The 17008-nt window shown below is 68.6% G+C and carries 15 protein-coding genes and 1 pseudogene; 12 read left to right on the forward strand and 4 right to left on the reverse strand.

Going from position 1 to position 17008, the window contains the following annotated elements:
• Nucleotides 1-29: 29 nt before the first annotated feature.
• Nucleotides 30-1196, reverse strand: a complete 1167-nt coding sequence (locus LIV37_RS41640; protein WP_254807148.1) for an acyl-CoA dehydrogenase family protein — start codon at nt 1194-1196, stop codon at nt 30-32.
• A pseudogene (locus LIV37_RS41645) lies at nt 1193-2456 on the reverse strand (CaiB/BaiF CoA transferase family protein). Before LIV37_RS41645 ends, LIV37_RS41640 begins: the two are co-directional and overlap by 4 nt.
• A 137-nt stretch (nt 2457-2593) precedes the next feature.
• Between LIV37_RS41645 and LIV37_RS41650 the strand changes: the two are divergent.
• From LIV37_RS41650 to LIV37_RS41675, 6 genes are all read left to right on the forward strand, one after another.
• Nucleotides 2594-3547, forward strand: coding sequence for a LysR family transcriptional regulator (locus tag LIV37_RS41650; protein ID WP_020873078.1), 954 nt, complete (start codon nt 2594-2596; stop codon nt 3545-3547).
• 189 nt (nt 3548-3736) lie between these two features.
• Complete coding sequence (locus LIV37_RS41655) at nt 3737-4606, forward strand: HTD2 family dehydratase (protein ID WP_121823878.1); 870 nt, start codon at nt 3737-3739, stop codon at nt 4604-4606.
• On the forward strand, nt 4603-5430 hold the full coding sequence (locus LIV37_RS41660; RefSeq protein WP_020873080.1) for an HpcH/HpaI aldolase/citrate lyase family protein: 828 nt from the start codon (nt 4603-4605) through the stop codon (nt 5428-5430). The genes LIV37_RS41655 and LIV37_RS41660 overlap by 4 nt, the downstream gene beginning before the upstream one ends.
• 243 nt (nt 5431-5673) lie before the next feature.
• Nucleotides 5674-5814 (forward strand): hypothetical protein, encoded by a 141-nt coding sequence (locus tag LIV37_RS41665; protein ID WP_020873081.1) that lies wholly within the window; start codon nt 5674-5676, stop codon nt 5812-5814.
• A 128-nt stretch (nt 5815-5942) separates the two neighbouring features.
• A complete protein-coding gene (locus tag LIV37_RS41670) occupies nt 5943-7025 on the forward strand; it encodes an NADH:flavin oxidoreductase/NADH oxidase (RefSeq protein ID WP_020873082.1) in 1083 nt (360 codons plus the stop codon).
• Between the two features lie 104 nt (nt 7026-7129).
• Entirely contained in the window at nt 7130-7927 is a 798-nt protein-coding gene (locus LIV37_RS41675; protein WP_020873083.1) for an alpha/beta fold hydrolase, read from the forward strand.
• Between the two features lie 43 nt (nt 7928-7970).
• On the opposite strand, the gene LIV37_RS41680 is transcribed toward LIV37_RS41675, so the two are convergent.
• Entirely contained in the window at nt 7971-8786 is an 816-nt protein-coding gene (locus tag LIV37_RS41680) for an IclR family transcriptional regulator (protein ID WP_020873084.1), read from the reverse strand.
• A 149-nt stretch (nt 8787-8935) separates the two neighbouring features.
• On the opposite strand from LIV37_RS41680, the gene LIV37_RS41685 reads away from it, so the two are divergent.
• The 3 genes from LIV37_RS41685 to LIV37_RS41695 all read left to right on the forward strand — a co-directional run bounded on the left by LIV37_RS41685 (nt 8936) and on the right by LIV37_RS41695 (nt 12274).
• Nucleotides 8936-10078 (forward strand): CapA family protein, encoded by a 1143-nt coding sequence (locus LIV37_RS41685; RefSeq protein WP_020873085.1) that lies wholly within the window; start codon nt 8936-8938, stop codon nt 10076-10078.
• A 68-nt stretch (nt 10079-10146) separates the two neighbouring features.
• Entirely contained in the window at nt 10147-11040 is an 894-nt protein-coding gene (locus LIV37_RS41690) for a polysaccharide deacetylase family protein (RefSeq protein WP_020873086.1), read from the forward strand.
• Nucleotides 11041-11110: 70 nt separating this feature from the next.
• Nucleotides 11111-12274, forward strand: coding sequence for a M20 family metallopeptidase (locus LIV37_RS41695; protein ID WP_020873087.1), 1164 nt, complete (start codon nt 11111-11113; stop codon nt 12272-12274).
• Nucleotides 12275-12283: 9 nt separating this feature from the next.
• Here LIV37_RS41695 and LIV37_RS41700 read toward each other — a convergent pair whose 3' ends face one another.
• Nucleotides 12284-12982, reverse strand: coding sequence for a GntR family transcriptional regulator (locus tag LIV37_RS41700; protein WP_202979576.1), 699 nt, complete (start codon nt 12980-12982; stop codon nt 12284-12286).
• 189 nt (nt 12983-13171) lie between these two features.
• Here LIV37_RS41700 and LIV37_RS41705 point away from each other — a divergent pair, with 189 nt between their 5' ends.
• The 3 genes from LIV37_RS41705 (at nt 13172) to LIV37_RS41715 (ending at nt 16987) form a co-directional block, all read left to right on the forward strand.
• Nucleotides 13172-13594, forward strand: a complete 423-nt coding sequence (locus tag LIV37_RS41705) for a carboxymuconolactone decarboxylase family protein (RefSeq protein WP_020873089.1) — start codon at nt 13172-13174, stop codon at nt 13592-13594.
• Nucleotides 13595-13700: 106 nt separating this feature from the next.
• A complete protein-coding gene (locus LIV37_RS41710) occupies nt 13701-14603 on the forward strand; it encodes an NAD(P)-dependent oxidoreductase (RefSeq protein WP_020873090.1) in 903 nt (300 codons plus the stop codon).
• Nucleotides 14604-14803: 200 nt separating this feature from the next.
• Complete coding sequence (locus LIV37_RS41715) at nt 14804-16987, forward strand: SpoIIE family protein phosphatase (protein WP_020873091.1); 2184 nt, start codon at nt 14804-14806, stop codon at nt 16985-16987.
• The last annotated feature ends 21 nt before the right edge of the window (nt 16988-17008 follow it).

The raw sequence follows: 17008 nt of genomic DNA on the forward strand, positions 1-17008 counted from the left end.
GCCGCCCTCTTGTGGATCGGGGCCCGGCCTCATGCGTCCAGACCGCCGCGCTTGACCAACTGGCTTGCGATGACATTGCGCTGGATCTCGTTGGTGCCCTCTCCGACAATCATCAGCGGAGCGTCACGGAAGTAGCGCTCGACGTCGTACTCCGTGGAGTATCCGTAACCGCCGTGGATGCGGACCGCGTTCAGGGCGATCTGCATCGCCGTCTCGGAGGCGAAGAGTTTCGCCATGCCTGCCTCCATGTCCACCCGGCGCCCGGCGTCCGCCTCCCGGGCCGCGTAGAGGGTCAGCTGACGCGCCGCGGTCAGTGAAGTCGCCATGTCGGCCAGGTAGTTGCCGATGGACTGGTGCTGCCAGATCGGCTTGCCGAACGACTCGCGTTCCTGTGCGTAGACGAGCGCGTCCTCGAGTGCCGCCCGGCCCACGCCGAGGGCGCGGGCGGCGACCTGGAGGCGGCCGGTCTCCAGCCCCCTCATCATCTGCGGGAACCCCTTGCCCGCCACGCCTCCGAGTACGGCATCCGCGGGCGCCCGGTAGTCCTCGAAGGACAACTCGCAGCTCTCCACGCCCTTGTAGCCGAGCTTGGGCAGATCACGCGAGACGGTCAGCCCGGGGCCGTGCTCGGCGAGCAGGATGGAGATGCCCGTGTGCGCGGGGCTCGCGTCCGGGTCGGTCTTGCACAGCAGGGCGATGAGCTGGGACCGGCGGGAGTTGGTGATCCATGTCTTCGAACCGTTCACCAGATAGCCGTCCGCGTCCCTCCGGGCTACGGTGCGCATCGCCTGGAGGTCGGAGCCGCCGCCCGGTTCGGTCAGTGCCATGGTCGCCCGGATCTCGCCGGTGGCCATCCGGGGCAAATAGCGCTGCTTCTGCTCCTCGGTGCCGAAGCGCAGCAGCAGCTTGGCGACGACCGTGTGCCCTCCCATCGCGCCCGCCAGGCTCATCCAGCCACGGGCCAGCTCTTCGGTGATCAGCACATAACAAGGGGTGGAGACCGGGGTACCGCCGTACTCCTCCGGGACGGCGAGTCCGAAGATCCCGAGCTGTTTCATCTGCTCGATGAGGGCTTCTGGGTAGGTGTTGGCGTGCTCCAGCGCCTGGACGACGGGCTTCACTTCCCTGTCGACGAAGTCGTGCACGGTGCTGACGATGAACCGCTCGTCCTCGGACAGGATGTCGAGTGTGCTCATGCTTGACGCTCCTCGTGGGGTGCCGGGGGAGACGGGGGTGCCGGGGATGCCGCCTCGGGCCGTTCGATGACGCGCTCGGTACTGAGGTTGTCGATGTCGGCCGCGCCGTACCCCAGCTCGGCCAGGACGCTGCTGGTGTGTTCTCCCGCGGCGGGTACGACGTCCATGCGCGGGGCCATGCCCGCGAGGTCCACCGGTGGCAGCAGCGCGGACACTGTTGATCCGCCGGGGATCCGCACATTTCGCCAACGGCCGCGGGCTCCGAGTACCGGGTGGGCCAGGAACTCCTCGATGTCGTTGACTCCGGCGTTGGCCAGACCCGCCCGGTCCAGCAGCTTCATCGCCGTTTCGCGGTCGAGTGCTCCGAGGCGGGCGGCCACGATCTCGTTCAGCTCCGTGCGGTGGGCCACCCGGCCGGAAGTGGTGGCGAAGCGCTGGTCCTCGATGAGGTCGGGACGTTCCAGGAGCTCGCACAGGGCGGTCCATTCGCGCTCGTTCTGCACCGTGAACAGGACTTCCCTGCCGTCGGCGCAGGCGTAGGCGCCATAGGGGGCGATGGTGGCGTGCTGGGTGCCGATACGCGGGGGCTGGGTGCCGCCGTGGCGGGTGTAGTAGGCGGGCTGGCTGACCCACTCGGCCAGGGCCTCGAACAGGGAGACCTCCACGGCTCTCGCGATTCCGGTGGTCGCGCGGGTGAACAGAGCGGTGAGGATGCCCGAGTAGGCGTACATGCCGGCGGCGATGTCCGCGATCGACACTCCGACGCGGGCGGAACCGTGCTCATTGCCGGTGAGCGAGACCAGGCCGGTCTGGCACTGCACCAGCAGGTCGTAGGCCTTGCGGCCGGCCCATGGGCCGCTGGTCCCGTAGCCGGAGATGGAACAGGGGATCAGCGAGGGGAAGCGCTCTGCCAGGGCCTCGGCGTCGAACCCCATCCGGGCGACCGCCCCCGGGGCCAGGTTCTGCACGAACACGTCTGCCCGTCCGAGCAGCCGCTCCAGGATCGCTCTGCCCGCGTTCGACTTCAGGTCGAGCGTCACGGATTCCTTGGAGCGGTTGAGCCAGACGAAATAGCTGGACTGCCCGTGCACGGTGGTGTCGTACCGGCGGGCGAAGTCACCACCGCCCGGGCGCTCCACCTTGATGACCCGCCGCGCCGAGATCCGCCAGCTGCCGGGTGGCGAACGGAGCGGCGACGGCCTGCTCGAGGCTGACGACGGTGATACCGGAAAGCGGCAGCTGGTCCGGGCTTTCGGTCATGGGATGGCCTCCAAGGGAGTGCGGGTCCAGCACCGGAGTACCATCATGAACACGCATTGATCGATGGGTGAAATAGAATTTCGTGATGGCCCCATGCGTTCCCCGGATGCCGCGGAGGGTGCGGGAAGGAGGACACCTTGGACGTCAAACAGCTCAAGGCGATCGTCACGGTGGCCGAGGTGGGCAGTGTCACGCGCGCCGCGGAACTGCTCCATCTGGTGCAGCCCGCCGTCACCCGGCAGATCCGCACCCTGGAGCAGGAGCTCGGCGTCGAGCTCTTCGAGCGGACCGGGCAGGGCATGCGCCCCACCGGAGCAGGGGCGATCATGGTCGACCGGGCGCGGCGCGCCCTGAACGAGCTGGAGCGGGCCCGCGCCGAGGTGCGGCCGACCCCCGGCAAGGTGGCCGGCATCGTCACCGTCGGCCTGCTGGAGAGCACCAGCGACCTGCTTGCCGAGCCACTGGTGACAGCGATCGCCCGCGACCACCCCGGCATCGAACTCCGGCTGATGACCGCCTACTCCGGACATCTCCAGCAGTGGCTGGACGACGGCGACCTCGACCTCACCCTGCTCTACAACCTGAACAGCACACCCTCCCTCAACGCCCTTCCGCTGGCGCGTGAGCGTCTGTGGGCCGTCGCGCCGGCGGCCGCCGGTCTGCGCGCCGACCGCCCTGTCACCTTCGCGGAAACGGCCGAGCACCCATTGGTCATGCCCACCTCGGGCCATGCGCTGCGCAGTCTGATCGACGCGGCGGCCACGCGTGCCGAATCCGCTATGAACGTCGTCGTGCAGACCAACTCCATGCGTGTGCAGAAGCGGCTCGTGCTGGCCGGTCACGGCTGGACCGTCCTGCCCGGTATCGGCATCGCCGAGGACGTGGCGCGGGGCACCCTGAGCGCCGCGCCGCTGAGCGAGCCCGACGTATGGCGGTCCATCGTCCTCGTCACCCCGAGGGCCGGACGCACCCCTCCCGGCGTGGAGGTCGTCGCACGAGAACTGGTCCATCAGGTCAACTCGGCGGTCACCGAGGGCAGATGGCCCTCCGCGCGGTTGCGGGGAGCCGAGGCTCCGGCCGGGCTCGAGTGATCTCGCGCCCCTGGCCCGGGAGCCCACTCGGCATCGTGCGAGGGCTGCGGTTCCTCATGCGCGCTACGCATGGGTGCATCAGCTCTTTTTATTACTCTGCCCGCTTCATCAGACCCCATGATGGAGCCCCTGTCTTGAACTGGGCGTTCGTACGCGCTCACCCACCGGACCGCAAAGGACACACGGACCATGCCAGCAACCCCACCCCCGCTCGAGTCCTACGTGGAGTCGTGGACGCCAGGGCCGATCATGGCCGAGGACCCCCTGCCCACCGGCCCGGTGGAAGCCTTCTCGGCACTGCTGGACCTGCCCGGCACAGCCGCCGGGGCCGGTGATCCAGTCCCTCCACTGTGGCACTGGTTCTACTTCCTCACCTGGCCCGCGCAGCGCGATCTGGGTGCCGACGGCCATCCGTCGCACGGGCACTTCCTGCCGCCTCTCCCCGGCCGGCAGCGCATGTGGGCCGGTGGGCGGTGCGAGATCACCGAGCCGCTCCGGCTCGGCGAGCCCGCCGAACGCGTCAGCAGCCTCGGCTCGATCACCGTGAAAGAGGGCCGCACGGGGGAGATGCTCTTCGTCACCGAGCGGCGCGAGTTCCGCCAGCGCGGTCGCATCCGCCTCGTCGAGGAGCAGGACATCGTCTACCGGTCCGGGCGCGGCGCCGGACGGCATCCGGTCGCCTTGGACGAGTCCGCCGTCCCCCGCCCCGCCGACCCGTGGCGGCTCCAGTCGCGACCGGATCCCGCGCTGCTCTTCCGCTTCAGCGCCCTCACGGCGAACGCCCACCGCATCCACTACGACACGCCGTACGTCCAGCGTGCGGAGGGCTACCCCGGGCTCGTGGTCCACGGCCCTCTGCTCGCTCTGCTCATGCTCGAACTGCCTCGCCGCCACTCCCCGGACGCCCGGGTGCGCTCCCTGTCCTACCGGCTGCGGCGGCCGGTGTTCTCCGGCGAACACCTCGCGGCCTGCGGTGTTCCCTCCGACGGCCGCGCCGAACTGCGCGTCGCCACCCACCGGGAAGACCAGCACGCCACAGCCGAGGTGACCTTCGCATGAGCACCCTCGCCGAGCGGATCGCCGTCGCCGGAAGTCTTCTCTTCGTGCCGGGGGACCGGCCCGATCGCTTCGGCAAGGCCGCCGCCTCCGGTGCCGATCTCGTCATCATCGACCTGGAGGACGCGGTCGCGGCACCGGACAAGGACCGTGCCCGCGACAACGCCGCCGCCTGGCTCGCCCACGGCAACCACGCGATCGTACGGATCAACCCGCCCGGTACCACCTGGGCGGAGACAGACCTGCGGATGGCGGCGGAGCACGGCAGTCCGGTCATGGTGCCCAAGGCCGAGGACCCCGTCGCCCTCGCGGACCTCGCCGCGCGTATCGCCGGACGGTGCGCTCTGGTCCCGCTCATCGAAACAGCGCTCGGCCTCGAGCGGGCTCACACCGTGTGCACCACACCCGGTGTCGTACGCGCCGCGTTCGGCAACATCGACCTCGCCGCACAACTCGGTGTGGCCCCCGACGACCACACAGCGCTGACCTTCGCCCGCTCCAGGCTGGTCCTCGCCTCGGCCGCGGCCGGTATCGCCCCACCCGTCGACGGTGTCACCACCGCCGTACGCGACACAGCGGCACTGCGTACCGACACCGCCCACGCCCGGCGCCTGGGCTTCACCGGAAAGCTCTGCATCCATCCCGCCCAACTGCCGCTCGTCGCCGAGGGGTTCGCCCCTTCGGCGGAGGAGCTGCGGTGGGCCCGTGCGGTGCTGGACGCCGGTGACTCCGTCACCACGGTGGACGGACAGATGGTCGACAAACCGGTACTGGAACGCGCCCGCCGCACCCTGGCCCGAGCGCGCGAACCGCACACCACCGCCTGACACCGCCGGTCAGGTCGCGCGGTGCGCTCCCTCCCGCCGGGCGCCGAGCCATATGTGGTCGGCGTCGTGACCATGCCGATTACCGTCGCGACCACGATGTAGATCCAGATTTTGTCCTGGTGACCGATGCTGGTCAGCCAGGAGCTGAAATAGGGTGCGGTGCCGCCGAACAGGGCAACGGCCGACGCGTAGGGGAGCCCGGTTCCGGTCGTGCGCACCGAGGTCGGGAACAGTTCGGCGTAAATGGCCGCCACGAGCCTGGCAACCAGCAGCACCAGCGGCGAGAACACTCCGATGCTCGCGTGGGTGGGGCACAGGGCGATGGCGAATCCGCCGGCCGACATCATGCCGACGGTCAACGTCAAGGCTTTCTTGCGGCCGTGACGGTCGGCTTCCTTCGCTTGCCCGGTCGATCCGCCATCGCCTTAGGCTGGAGTACCGTATTACGGTAATCTTGTCTGTCGAGATGCCGTGCGGCAGCCGTACGGCTCGTCACCAGAGAGGTGTTCAGCATGCCCAGCGCAGAGTTCCCGGCCCCGGAGATGCGCCCCTTGCGGCTCCGGGAGGTCACGGTTCCCAACCGTGTCTGGATGTCCCCCATGGCCCAGTACTCCGCCGGGGCCGAGGGGAAGCCGGCCGACTGGCACCTCGTGCACTACGGCGCGCGTGCGGTCGGTGGTGCGGGCCTGATCATGGTTGAGTCCACGGCCGTCGGACCGCGGCACCGGACCACCTCGGCGGACCTGGGCATCTGGAGCGAGGAGCAGGCGGCGGCGCATCGGCGCCTGACCTCGTTCATCGCCGAGCACGGCGGAGTTCCCGCGGTTCAGTTGATAGCCGCGGGACGAAAGGGTTCCCACCAGCTTCCGTGGGAAGGCGCTGGACAGAACGGCCCGGTGAGCCCGTCCGACGGCGGATGGGAAACGTTCGGTCCGTCGGCGATCCCGTTCGGGGACCTCGCTGTGCCACGGGAAGCCACCCGGGCGGACATCGACGAGGCCGTCGAGGCGTTCGCCCACGCGGCGCGGATGGCTCACCAGGCCGGGTACGACGTCGTGGAGATCCACGCCTCGCACGGATACCTGCTGCACCAGTTCCTCTCCCCCCTGTCCAACAGCAGGACGGACGAGTACGGGGGGAGCCTGCAGAACCGGATGCGCCTCCCGCTGCGTGTGGCCCGCGCCGTCCGCGAAGCGTTTCCGGCGAGCAAGCCGGTCTTCGTCCGCATCACCGCCACGGACTGGGCCAAGGGCGGCATCTCCATTGACGAGGCGTCGACTTTCGCCAAGGAGCTGGCGGCCGTGGGCATCGACCTTCTCGACGTCACGTCCGGTGTGCTGGTCCGAGACGCCCGGCCGCCGGCTCGGGACGGAGTCAACGTCGAGTTCGCGAAGACGCTCAAGAAAGCTTCGGGGATCGCGGTCGCCCCGGTCGGAGAGATACGCGACCTTTCGCTGGTCGGCGATGTCGTCGCCGAGGGTCACGTGGATGCCGTGCTCGTCGGGCGCGCTCTGCTCCGTGACCCCTACTTCGCGTTGCGCAACCGGGCCGGTGACAGGTTGGCCTGGCCGAATCAGTACCACCGCGCGGTGTGAGGCCTCCGGCATGAGGATCACCTCCTCGACGGTCAGCCTGGGCCCGGGGATCTTTGGACCATGATGCAATACAGTGAATCACGATGCGGCACAAGGAGTCTGTGATGTCGAAGGTAGGCGGGACGACGACACGTGTGGTCCAGCGCTCGGGTGACACGACGATCCGGTACACGATCAGCGGCCCGGCCGATGGACCGGCGGTGGTCTTCGTCCACGGCTGGGGATGCGACCGTGATGACTTCGGCGAGGTGACCGCCTTCCTCCCCGAGCACTACCGCGTCCTTGCGGTCGATCTCGCCGAGCACGGTGAGTCCCGGTCCGCACGAGATGTCTGGACGATGGAAGAGTTCGCCCGCGACGTGGCGGCGGTGGTGGAGGCCGAGCGCGTCGGCAGCTGTGTCGTGGTCGGGCACTCGCTCGGCGGAGCGGTGGCCGTCGAAGTCGGCCGGCTGCTGCCCGATGTGGTCTCGCATGTGGTCGCGCTCGACGCCTTGCACTATCTCTCCCTGTTTCCCGTACAGGACGAGAGCCAGGTGCAGGCGATGCTGCGGTCGTTCAGTGAAGACTTCCCCGCGGGGGTGCGGGGCATGGTCGAGGCCGGTTCACCGGCCGGCACCGATCCGGGGTTGAAGGACGCGTACTTCGAGAAGATGGTGTCCGTGCGGCAGCCCGCGGGCTTGGCGTCGCTCGAGGGCCTGGTGCGCTGGCGCATGGATGACGTGCTGCGCGAGGTGAAGCAGCCGATCACCGTGTTCGCGGTGCGTGAGATCCTCACGCAAGAGGCGATCGACCGCTACGGTGATCGCATCCGCATCGTGCCCGTCGACTTGGGCAGTCATCACTTTCACCGCGAGTCGCCCGAGGGCACGGCCGAACTCGTGGCCCGAGTGGTAGCCGAATAAGACCACCGCCGGGCCATCCGGCTCGTGGCCGCTGCCGGGGCTGTCAGGAGGATGAGATCAGTCGGCTGATCTCATCCGCCGCGGCGATGACCGACTGCGCCAGGTTCTTCTCCCGTGCGCTGTCGTAGCGGATCTCCGGCATGGAGAGCGTGAGCGCCGCGATGGGTTGCTCGGCCGAGTTCGTGACGACCGCGGCGATCGAGGAGACGTGCGGGCGGTACCACGACGACGAGATGTTGAGCGCGTACCCGCGTTCGGCGGTCCGGGCGATCTCCTGCCGGAGTTCATCCGCGTCCGGCATGGGGAACTCCGCGAACTCCTGAAGTTCGCGCCGCAGCAGTTGATCGACCTCCGCGGCCTCCAGGTGCGCCATGATGGCGACCCCCGCCGAGGTGGCTTGCAGGGGCAGCCGCGTGCCGATGTCGAGAAACACTCGAACGACGTGTGTGCTGTCCTCTCGCGCGACGACGACGTAATCCTCACCGTCGCGGAGGCCGAGGTGGACGGTCTCGTCCGTCTCGGCCGCGAGGCGCTTGATGACGGGTCCCGCCACCTCCCGGAGGTCCTGCTCTCCGGCGCCCCGCAGTCCGAGGGCGAGAGCCTTCATCGTCACACCCCACCGCGCGTGCTCGGGGTCGACGACCCGTAGCCAGCCGGCCTGCTGGAGTGTCACCAGGCATCGCTGTACCGAGCTCTTCGGAATGTGCGTCACGCGGGACAGTTCCGAGACGCCGATCGGCTGTCGCAGGGCGACTTCTTCGAAGACGCGGAGTGTGCTCAGCACGCTGTTCATCGATCGGACGCCGGCGCTCCGTTTGTCCTGGCCGGAGCCGTCCTTGTCGCCCTCTTCTATGCGCATAAGGCAAAAACCCTATCACCCGGCGTGACCTCGTTTCGGTGCGATCCGACCCGGCGCGCACCTGCCCGATCGACCCCTTCTGCTTTACGTATACACTCGAACTGGATTACATTGCGGCACAACGTATCGCGCTGTGGAACGGAGACACCATGGATCTCAACGTCGTAGGAGATGTCGTCGTCTCAGGGCTGCCGCGGCGCCCGATCCGGGATCCTGCCCGACCGGGCGACTCGGCCTTCGGGCTGCTCCGGGGCGGTGATCTGACGATCGGCAACCTGGAGGTACCGCTCACCGCGTCCGGGGAGCGTGCCGAGAAACTGGTCGCGATGCGCGCCCCGACGTCGGGCGCGGCGGAACTGGCGGCTCTGGGCTTCGACGTCATGTCCCTGGCCATGAACCACGCCATGGACTACGGCGCCGAGGGCATGCGCGACACGGCGCGGGCACTGGACGCCGCGGGAGTCCGGCACGCCGGCTTCGGCGAATCGATCTCCGAGGCGACCCGTCCCCGTGTGGTGTCCGCCGGCGAGAGCAGCCTGGCCTTTTTCAGCTTCTGCTCCGCACTCCCACTGGGTGCCAACGCCACTGCCGACCGGGCGGGCATCGGAGCGATCCGGGTGCGCCAGAGCTTCGAGTTCGACAGCGGTTTCATGGATGAGACACCCGGTACGCCTCCCTTCGTGCACTCGAGCGCGCACGAGCCGGACGTGCTGGCGGCCGAGGCTCTGATCCGCGAGGCCAGGAAGCGCAACGACTTCGTGGTCGTCGCGCTGCACTGGGGCGTTCCGTTCTGCTACCTGCCGACGGCGCAAGGCCCGCTGGCGCAGTACCAGCAGCCCTTGGCGCGGCGCTTGATCCACGCCGGGGCGGACCTCATCATCGGGCACCACCCGCACTGCCTCCATCCGGTCGAGTTCTACGAGGGCGGCCTGATCCTCTATTCGACCGGGAACTTCGTCTTCGACTGGTGCGACGGGTGGAGCCCGGGCTCGATGGTCGCGAAGGAAGACGCTCATCCCTCCGCTCCCTATCAGCCGGCCTTGCTGAAGGGGCCCTGGTACGAGAGTGCGGTGTTCCGGGTGCGGCTGGGAGGGGCCGCCGGGCCCGAGCTCCGCCTGGACCCCATCGAACTCGACGCGGACAGTCAGCCGATCATTCCGAGGCCCGGGGCGGCGGCCTCGATCCTCGCCCGGTTCGCCGAGGCATCGAGGGAGCTGGATCCGTCCATCGTGGTGGACGAGGACGGACACGTACGGCGCCGGGTGGCTGCCGGACCGGACGCCGATGCCTAGGCGCACCGCCCGCCGGAGTGTCTTTCGCGCCACCGGCGACACTCGACGTAGATCTCCTTGGAGGAAGCATGACCGAACAGCAGCCGTGGCAGTGGGATGAGCCGACCTGGCGTGGGCACGTCGGACGCGTACGCGCCGGGCGCCGGCTGCGGCCGGAGTCGTGGCCGGGGGGTGCCAAGGTAGCCGTGACCCTGTCCTTCGACTCCGACCACGAGACACCCGCGCTGCGCGACGGCGAAACCCTCCCGGGCAAGCTCGCACAAGGCGAATACGGCGCCCGCGTCGGTGTACCGAGGATCCTGAAACTGCTTGAACGCTTCAATGCGCCGTCGTCGTTCTTTGTGCCCGCCGTCTCCGCCCTGCTCCACGAGGGCGAGGTCAAGTCCTACGTGGATGCCGGGCACGAGGTCGCGCTGCACGGCTGGATACATGAACGCAATACGCAGCTGCCACCCGAAGCGGAGCGCGACCTCGCGTTCCGCGCGATGGACACGCTGGAGGGTCTCGCCGGGACGCGGCCGGTCGGCATCCGCACCCCGTCATGGGATTTCTCGCCGCACACCCTGGAGATCACCCGCGAGCTGGGCCTGACATACGACTCGTCCTTGATGGCCGACGACGACTGCTACGAGATCGTGGCCGACGGCGAGCCGACCGGCATCGTCGAGCTGCCCCCCGAGTGGATTCGCGACGACCTGGCGTACTTCACGATGGACCGGTTCACCTCGCTGCGGCCGTACACACCGCCGCGCGGGGTGCTGACGATCTGGCGTGACGAGTTCGACGCCGCCTACACCGAAGGCGGGATCTTCCAGCTCACCATGCACCCCCACTGCATCGGCCATCGCTCACGGATCGCGATCCTCACCGAACTGCTGGACCACATCGCCTCGCACGAGGGCGTCTGGTTCGCCACGCATGCCCAGGTCGTCGACCACGTGCTCACCGAAGCGGAGAAGTGACGCGGGACGTCCTCGTCACCGGCGGAGCAACCGGCAACATCCCCCAACTCCCTGGAAGGAAGGTGCGGCCATGTCGGACACCAAGGGGCGCGTCAAGCGCGAGTACGAGAAGAACCTGGACCTGGTCACCGGGCTCTCGCACAGGATCAACGCCAATCCTGAGCTGGCTTTCGAGGAGTACGAGACGTCGGCGGCGATCGTCGCGGCTCTCGAGAGCGGCGGTGAGTTCACGGTCGAGAAAGGGGTGGCCGATCTGACAACGGCATTCGTGGCGTCGGCCGGGTCCGGTGACCTGGTGTTCGGCGTCTGCGCGGAGATGGACGCCCTCCCCGGCATCGGTCACGGGTGTGGTCACAACGTCATCGCCGCGTCGGCCGTGGGTGCGGCGCTGGCGCTGGCCCCGTTCGCCGACGAACTCGGACTGACGGTGCGGGTCTTCGGCACACCTGCCGAGGAAAGCGGGACCGGCAAGGAGATCATGGTGAACCGCGGCGTCTTCGACGGGACCCACGCGGCCATCATGGTTCACCCCTCGCTGAAGGATGTCGTCACCCCGCAGCTCCGCGCCTCCCGGTCCTGGCGCATTACGTACACGGGTCGTGGCGGGCATGCCTCGCGGCCGTGGAGCGCGCTGAACGCCGCCGACGCGACGGTCGTCGCACAGACCGCCATCGGCCTGCTGCGTCAGCAGTTGCGCGACGGCATCAGGGTGCACCACGTCGTGAAGGAAGCCGGGTCGGCCGTCAATGTCATCGCGGACCACGCCGTGGTCGACTGCATGATCCGCTGCGACACGATCGACGAGGTCGATGAGGTATGGGAGCGGGTGCGACGGTGCTTCGACGCCGGAGCCATCGCCACCGGGGCCGGTGTGGAGTTCACGTCGCTGCCCTCCATCTACCGTGAGTTCCGCCATGACCAGGACCTGGCCCCCGTCTTCGAGTCCAACGCGAAGGCCATCGGCCGGACTTTCCCCGACTATCCCGACAAGATGTTCGGGTCGACCGACATGGGCAACGTCTCACTGCGGATCCCCGCGCTGCACCCCATGCTTTCGTTCGATCTTCCGACCGAGGAAGGCAATCACACCGCCGCGTTCGCGGCCGCCGCGGCGGGTCCCGACGGCGACCGGTTCGTTCACGACGCCGGACTGGCCATGGCACTGACGATCGCGGAGGTCGCGCAGTCGGAGCCGATCCGCGCGGGACTCATCGCCCGGGCCGCCAACGGCTGAAGAGGGGGCTCAGCCGACGGTGGGTTCCTGGTGTTCGAGCTGCCGGGCCGAGAGTTCGCGGAGCGTGGTCGCCGCGGCGTTGCGGACGTGGACCTCGCACGCCTCACGAGCGGCACCGGCATCACCACGCACGGCCGCGGCGTCGTGGATGGCGGCGAGCTCCCGAATGGTTTCCGGCGCTCGTCCCTCGGCCTGCATGGACAACCCGCGCAGCATCTGCACCCGGGCGTGGATGCCACGCAGGGTCGAATCGATGACCGGGTTCACCGCCCCGGCGATGAGGATGCTGTAGAACTCGTCCTTCATCGCCAGCCGCTCGGCCAGGTCGGCCTCACCGTAGGTGCCCGACATCCGCTGAAGCACCTTACCCAGGTCTTCGCGCTGCTCGGCGGTGGCCCGTTCGGCGAAGAGGGCCCCGGCCAAGCCCTCCAGGGCACACCGCACCTCGAAGAGGGCCTTGACGTCGAACGGCGTCAACTCGGTGACGACCGGGCCACGGTTGGGCACGGTGGTCACGAGTCCCTCGGATTCGAGCTGCCGCAGAACCTCGCGGATGACTGTCCGGGAGACCTCGTATCGCGCACACAACCGTGCTTCGACGAGCCGTTCACCTGGTTCGAATTCCGACGCCAGCATGTCCTCACGGAGCAGTTCGAGCACCTGGGACCGTAGTGGCGCGGCCACGCGCTGAACTCGTCGCGCTGCCACGCGACTACCTCCCTTCGAGTCAACTGTCAATAAGACCGTAATATACCACGGGGTGGACTGGTGTCGACTATTCCCGTCCGTAGGCCGTCGTTCCCCAGGTGTGCTTTCAGCTTCGAGGCTCAGGAGATCTTGCATTCTTGTAATACCGTATTACGGTAGTAGTGTTTGCTGTTGACCGAAGGAGTGCACATGGCCACTGTTCAGGAGCCGCAGCAGTACATCGACGACATGGCGCGCAAGCGGGGCTATGTCCTCGACTACCACAAGGTGATGGCCAAGCAGGATTTCGATGTACTGCGGGCCGCCAACGGTCTCGTCGGCGCGGCGTACCTCGACCAGCGAACTCTGGACCGCAGGACGAAGGAGCTCATCTTCATCGTCAGTCTCACGGTGATGCGTGCCTCGAAGGGGCACATCCAGAGCCACATCAAGGTCGCGCTCAGCCTGGGTCTCAGCCCGCGGGAGATTCTCGAGGCGATCGAGATCAGCCTGCCCGAGGCCGGCATCGTGGCTTTCCAGACCGGTTTCGAGGCCTGGCGTGAGGTCGTCGGAGCCGACGGTCTGGAACCGACCGTGGAGGTCTTCCAGGGCGGTTCCGGCGGCGCTGCCTGATGGTGCGCGAACGCGTCGGCCCCGCGGTGATCGGCGGCGGGGCGGCCTCGCCGCGCACGAGATCCACTCCCTGGTTCGGACCCACGACTCGAAAGGTGGAACGGTCATGACGGGCACTGTCACCTTCATCGGCCTCGGCACGATGGGGCAGCCCATGGTCCGCAGCCTCGCGCGATCCGTGCCGGTGGCGGTCTTCGACGTCGACCCGGATGCGATCGACGCCGTTGTGCGGAACGAAGGTGTGACGGCACTGGCCGGTCCCGTCGATGGGGCCGAGGGCGATGTCGTGATCCTCATGCTTCCGAACAGCGCGATCGTCGAGCGCGTCCTCGGCGACCCGGAAGACGCGGAGAGCCTCGCCGGCCGTCTGCGCCCGGGCACGCTGGTCGTCGACATGGGCTCGTCGGCACCTTTGGCGACTCAGCGGATGGCCGCCCGGCTCCGGGAGCGCCATGTGGCGATGATCGACGCCCCGGTCTCCGGTGGCCCCCGGAAGGCCGCGACGGCCGAGTTGACGATCATGGTCGGTGGGCCGGCCGAAGACTACGAGCGGGCCCTTCCGCTGCTGCGCGCGATGGGCTCGTCGGTGACGCACGTCGGCCCCTCCGGATCCGCGCACGCACTGAAGGCCCTCAACAACCTGCTGTCGGCCATCGGGCTGGTCGGGGCGCTCGAGGTGCTCACCGCCGGGACCAAGTTCGGCTTGGACCCCCGGACCATGCTCGACGTCATCAACCGGTCCACCGGCCGCAACCAGTCAACCGAGGTCAAGATCGGGCCGGAGGTGCTGGACGGACGGTTCCAGGTCGGGTTCTCCCTCCCGCTGACCGTCAAGGACATCACCACCGCTCTGGAACTGTCGGCGTCCATGGGCCTGTCACTGGAGGTGTCGGAGGCCTGCGTCCAGTTCTGCCGGGCCGCGCTTGCCGACCTTGGTGAGAAGAACCCGGACCAGTCCGAGATGGCCCGCTACCTGGCAAAGGCGACCGGCGTCGATCTGACCGGATGACTGCGCCGCCGGGAAAACGGTCGATGCACGACGGCGACGAATAAGAATGCGGGTATATATATCGTTTGGGGCCTTAACAGAGTTGTATGGGATGATATACGAGTTGGTCACGGATCTCTCCGAGAAGGTACGTAATGGACCAGAAGGCGCCTGGGCCGGGTGGTCCGGGGGCGAACGGACCGGCGCGTCGGAATGAGGTCATGGCCGCGGCGCTGCGGCGGCTCCACACACGCTTGCGTGCGAGTACCAGCACGGTCTACCTCGTGACGGGTGACGGCCGGGAATTGGCCGCCGCTGTGTCGGTGGACAGCCCCTTGGGGTTCACGGTGACACCGCGAATGTCCGTTGACGACCGTTGGCGGTCCGCGGCGTCAGCGCACCGCACAGGCGAGCGGGTGATCATGCGTAACGCGGACTACGAGAAGCTGATCCGTGATGATCCGGCCCTCGTTCTGTACATGCCGTTCCCCGTGCTCGTGATCTCGGTCCCGCTCCGTACCCAGGAGCGTCGATTCGGGGCCTTGAACTTGCGCTGGATTCCTCCGCGCCCGGTCGACGCGGAAGAGTTCCGGTATCTGGCAACGGTCTCGGATGCTCTGGCGCTCGACTTGCAGACGTTCATCGAACAGGGCGTCGCGGTGGAGGCGCCCTTCGTGCCGCTGTTCGTCTCCGCGGACGAACCCGCCGCCCCGGCGGTGACAGCGCCCGCGGCGGACGGGCGGGACGACTGGCAGTCGGCGGTCGGCTCGTCGGTCGCGGCCAGTACGTTCGTCTACCAGCTGCTCGAACTCGCCTCCGAGCTGACCGCGGCGGTCCGCCCGCGCGATGTCGTCTCGATCGCGTGGACCCAGGTGGCGCGGCCCTTGGGCGGGCGGGCGGTGATGCTGTGCCTGGTGGAAAGCGCGCGACTGCGGGTGGTGGGGTCGGCCGGTTTCCCCAAAGAAGCCGTGCGCCGTGTGAACGGGCTCCCGCTGTCCCGGCACGCACCGGAGGCCGACACGGTAGTGAAGATCGCCCCCATGTTCTTCGAGACGGCCCAGGACCTGCGCGCCTCCTACCCCGGCCTCGATCGGGACGAGGAGGGTCAGTCCTGGGCGTTTCTGCCGCTGATCGCGGACGGGCGGGCCATCGGGTGCTGCGTGCTGGTCTTCGACCGGCCCCGCAGGATGCGATTCGACGAACGCGCGCTCCTCATGCTCATGTTGGGACAGGTGGGCCAGTCCCTGGAGAAGACCCGGGCGTACGAGCTCGAGCACGCTCTGGCGCAGGGGCTGCAGCGGGGCCTGCTGCCGCGCAGCCTGCCGCACCTGGCCGAGGTCGACATCACCGCGCGCTATCTGCCGGCGACCGCGGGACCCAATGTGGGGGGCGACTGGTACGACGTCGTCCCACTGCCCGGCAGGGGCGTCGGATTCGTCATCGGCGACGTGGAGGGACACAGCCTCGAGGCGGCTGGGATCATGGGGCAGATCCGTACCGCCGTGCGGTCCTACGCGGCCGAGGGGCACGATCCGTCCACCGTGCTGAGCCGCAGCAACCGCCTGATCACCGAGCTGGACACCGACCTGTTCGCCACCTGCTGCTGTCTTTGGCTGGACCTGGACACGGGCGGCGCCGCGGTGGCCAGCGCCGGTCACTCCCCTCCCGTCCTCAGCGACAGGGACGGCCTGACAACCGTCCCCGACCTGCTCGCCGGACCTCCGCTGGGGGTCGATCCCGGAGCGGTCTACCCCCAGACAGAGATCGAACTGTCACCGGACGGAATGATCGCCCTCTACACCGACGGTCTGCTCGACGCCCGGCGCGTCGGCCCCGACGCCGCCGCCGAGCGGCTCTCCCGTCACCTGGCCGAAGGCCGCACGCGGAACCTGGAAGTGGTGGCCGACCAGCTCATCGGCGTCTCCCCGCCACAGGCGCTGCGCGAAGACGACGCCGCGCTGCTGCTCCTGCGCTACGAAGGGGCACCGGAGCGCCCTCACCGGCGCGTGGCCCGCGCCTCCGTACAGCGCCACGACCTGCAACGGGTGGGGCACATCCGCCATGTCCTGCGTGACCTGCTCCATGACTGGGACCTCGACGTCCTCACCGACGGTCTGGAGCTCATGGCCTCCGAGGTGGTGACCAACGCCTTGATCCACGCCCAGAGCGAGGTGGACGTGCGGCTCCGGGAGTACCCCGACCGCCTGCGCGTGGAGGTGCGGGACAGCGACCCTCATCCGCCCGTCCCCGTCGCCTTCGTCGGCCCTGACGAACCGGGCAACCAGGAGGCGGAGTCCGGGCGCGGGCTGCTCATCGTCGACGCCCTGGCCTCCGCCTGGGGAAGCTCACCGGCCGGCCGGGGAAAGACCACCTGGTTCGAACTCGACATTCCGCCATCGCCATGAGAGGGCGCGTCGTCAGGCACG

Origin of the sequence: Streptomyces rapamycinicus NRRL 5491, assembly GCF_024298965.1 — a bacterium.
In the GTDB taxonomy this organism is placed as follows: Bacteria; Actinomycetota; Actinomycetes; order Streptomycetales; family Streptomycetaceae; genus Streptomyces; species Streptomyces rapamycinicus.

What these genes read in the sequence shown, in the direction of transcription:
- LIV37_RS41640 (WP_254807148.1), bottom strand. Translation starts at nt 1,196, where the DNA reads ATGAGCACACTCGACATCCTGTCCGAGGACGAGCGGTTCATCGTCAGC.
- LIV37_RS41695 (WP_020873087.1), top strand. Translation starts at nt 11,111, where the DNA reads ATGTCGGACACCAAGGGGCGCGTCAAGCGCGAGTACGAGAAGAACCTG.
- LIV37_RS41685 (WP_020873085.1), top strand. Translation starts at nt 8,936, where the DNA reads ATGGATCTCAACGTCGTAGGAGATGTCGTCGTCTCAGGGCTGCCGCGG.
- LIV37_RS41655 (WP_121823878.1), top strand. Translation starts at nt 3,737, where the DNA reads ATGCCAGCAACCCCACCCCCGCTCGAGTCCTACGTGGAGTCGTGGACG.
- LIV37_RS41660 (WP_020873080.1), top strand. Translation starts at nt 4,603, where the DNA reads ATGAGCACCCTCGCCGAGCGGATCGCCGTCGCCGGAAGTCTTCTCTTC.
- LIV37_RS41715 (WP_020873091.1), top strand. Translation starts at nt 14,804, where the DNA reads ATGGCCGCGGCGCTGCGGCGGCTCCACACACGCTTGCGTGCGAGTACC.
- LIV37_RS41665 (WP_020873081.1), top strand. Translation starts at nt 5,674, where the DNA reads ATGGCCGCCACGAGCCTGGCAACCAGCAGCACCAGCGGCGAGAACACT.
- LIV37_RS41690 (WP_020873086.1), top strand. Translation starts at nt 10,147, where the DNA reads ATGACCGAACAGCAGCCGTGGCAGTGGGATGAGCCGACCTGGCGTGGG.
- LIV37_RS41680 (WP_020873084.1), bottom strand. Translation starts at nt 8,786, where the DNA reads ATGCGCATAGAAGAGGGCGACAAGGACGGCTCCGGCCAGGACAAACGG.
- LIV37_RS41675 (WP_020873083.1), top strand. Translation starts at nt 7,130, where the DNA reads ATGTCGAAGGTAGGCGGGACGACGACACGTGTGGTCCAGCGCTCGGGT.
- LIV37_RS41710 (WP_020873090.1), top strand. Translation starts at nt 13,701, where the DNA reads ATGACGGGCACTGTCACCTTCATCGGCCTCGGCACGATGGGGCAGCCC.
- LIV37_RS41670 (WP_020873082.1), top strand. Translation starts at nt 5,943, where the DNA reads ATGCCCAGCGCAGAGTTCCCGGCCCCGGAGATGCGCCCCTTGCGGCTC.
- LIV37_RS41705 (WP_020873089.1), top strand. Translation starts at nt 13,172, where the DNA reads ATGGCCACTGTTCAGGAGCCGCAGCAGTACATCGACGACATGGCGCGC.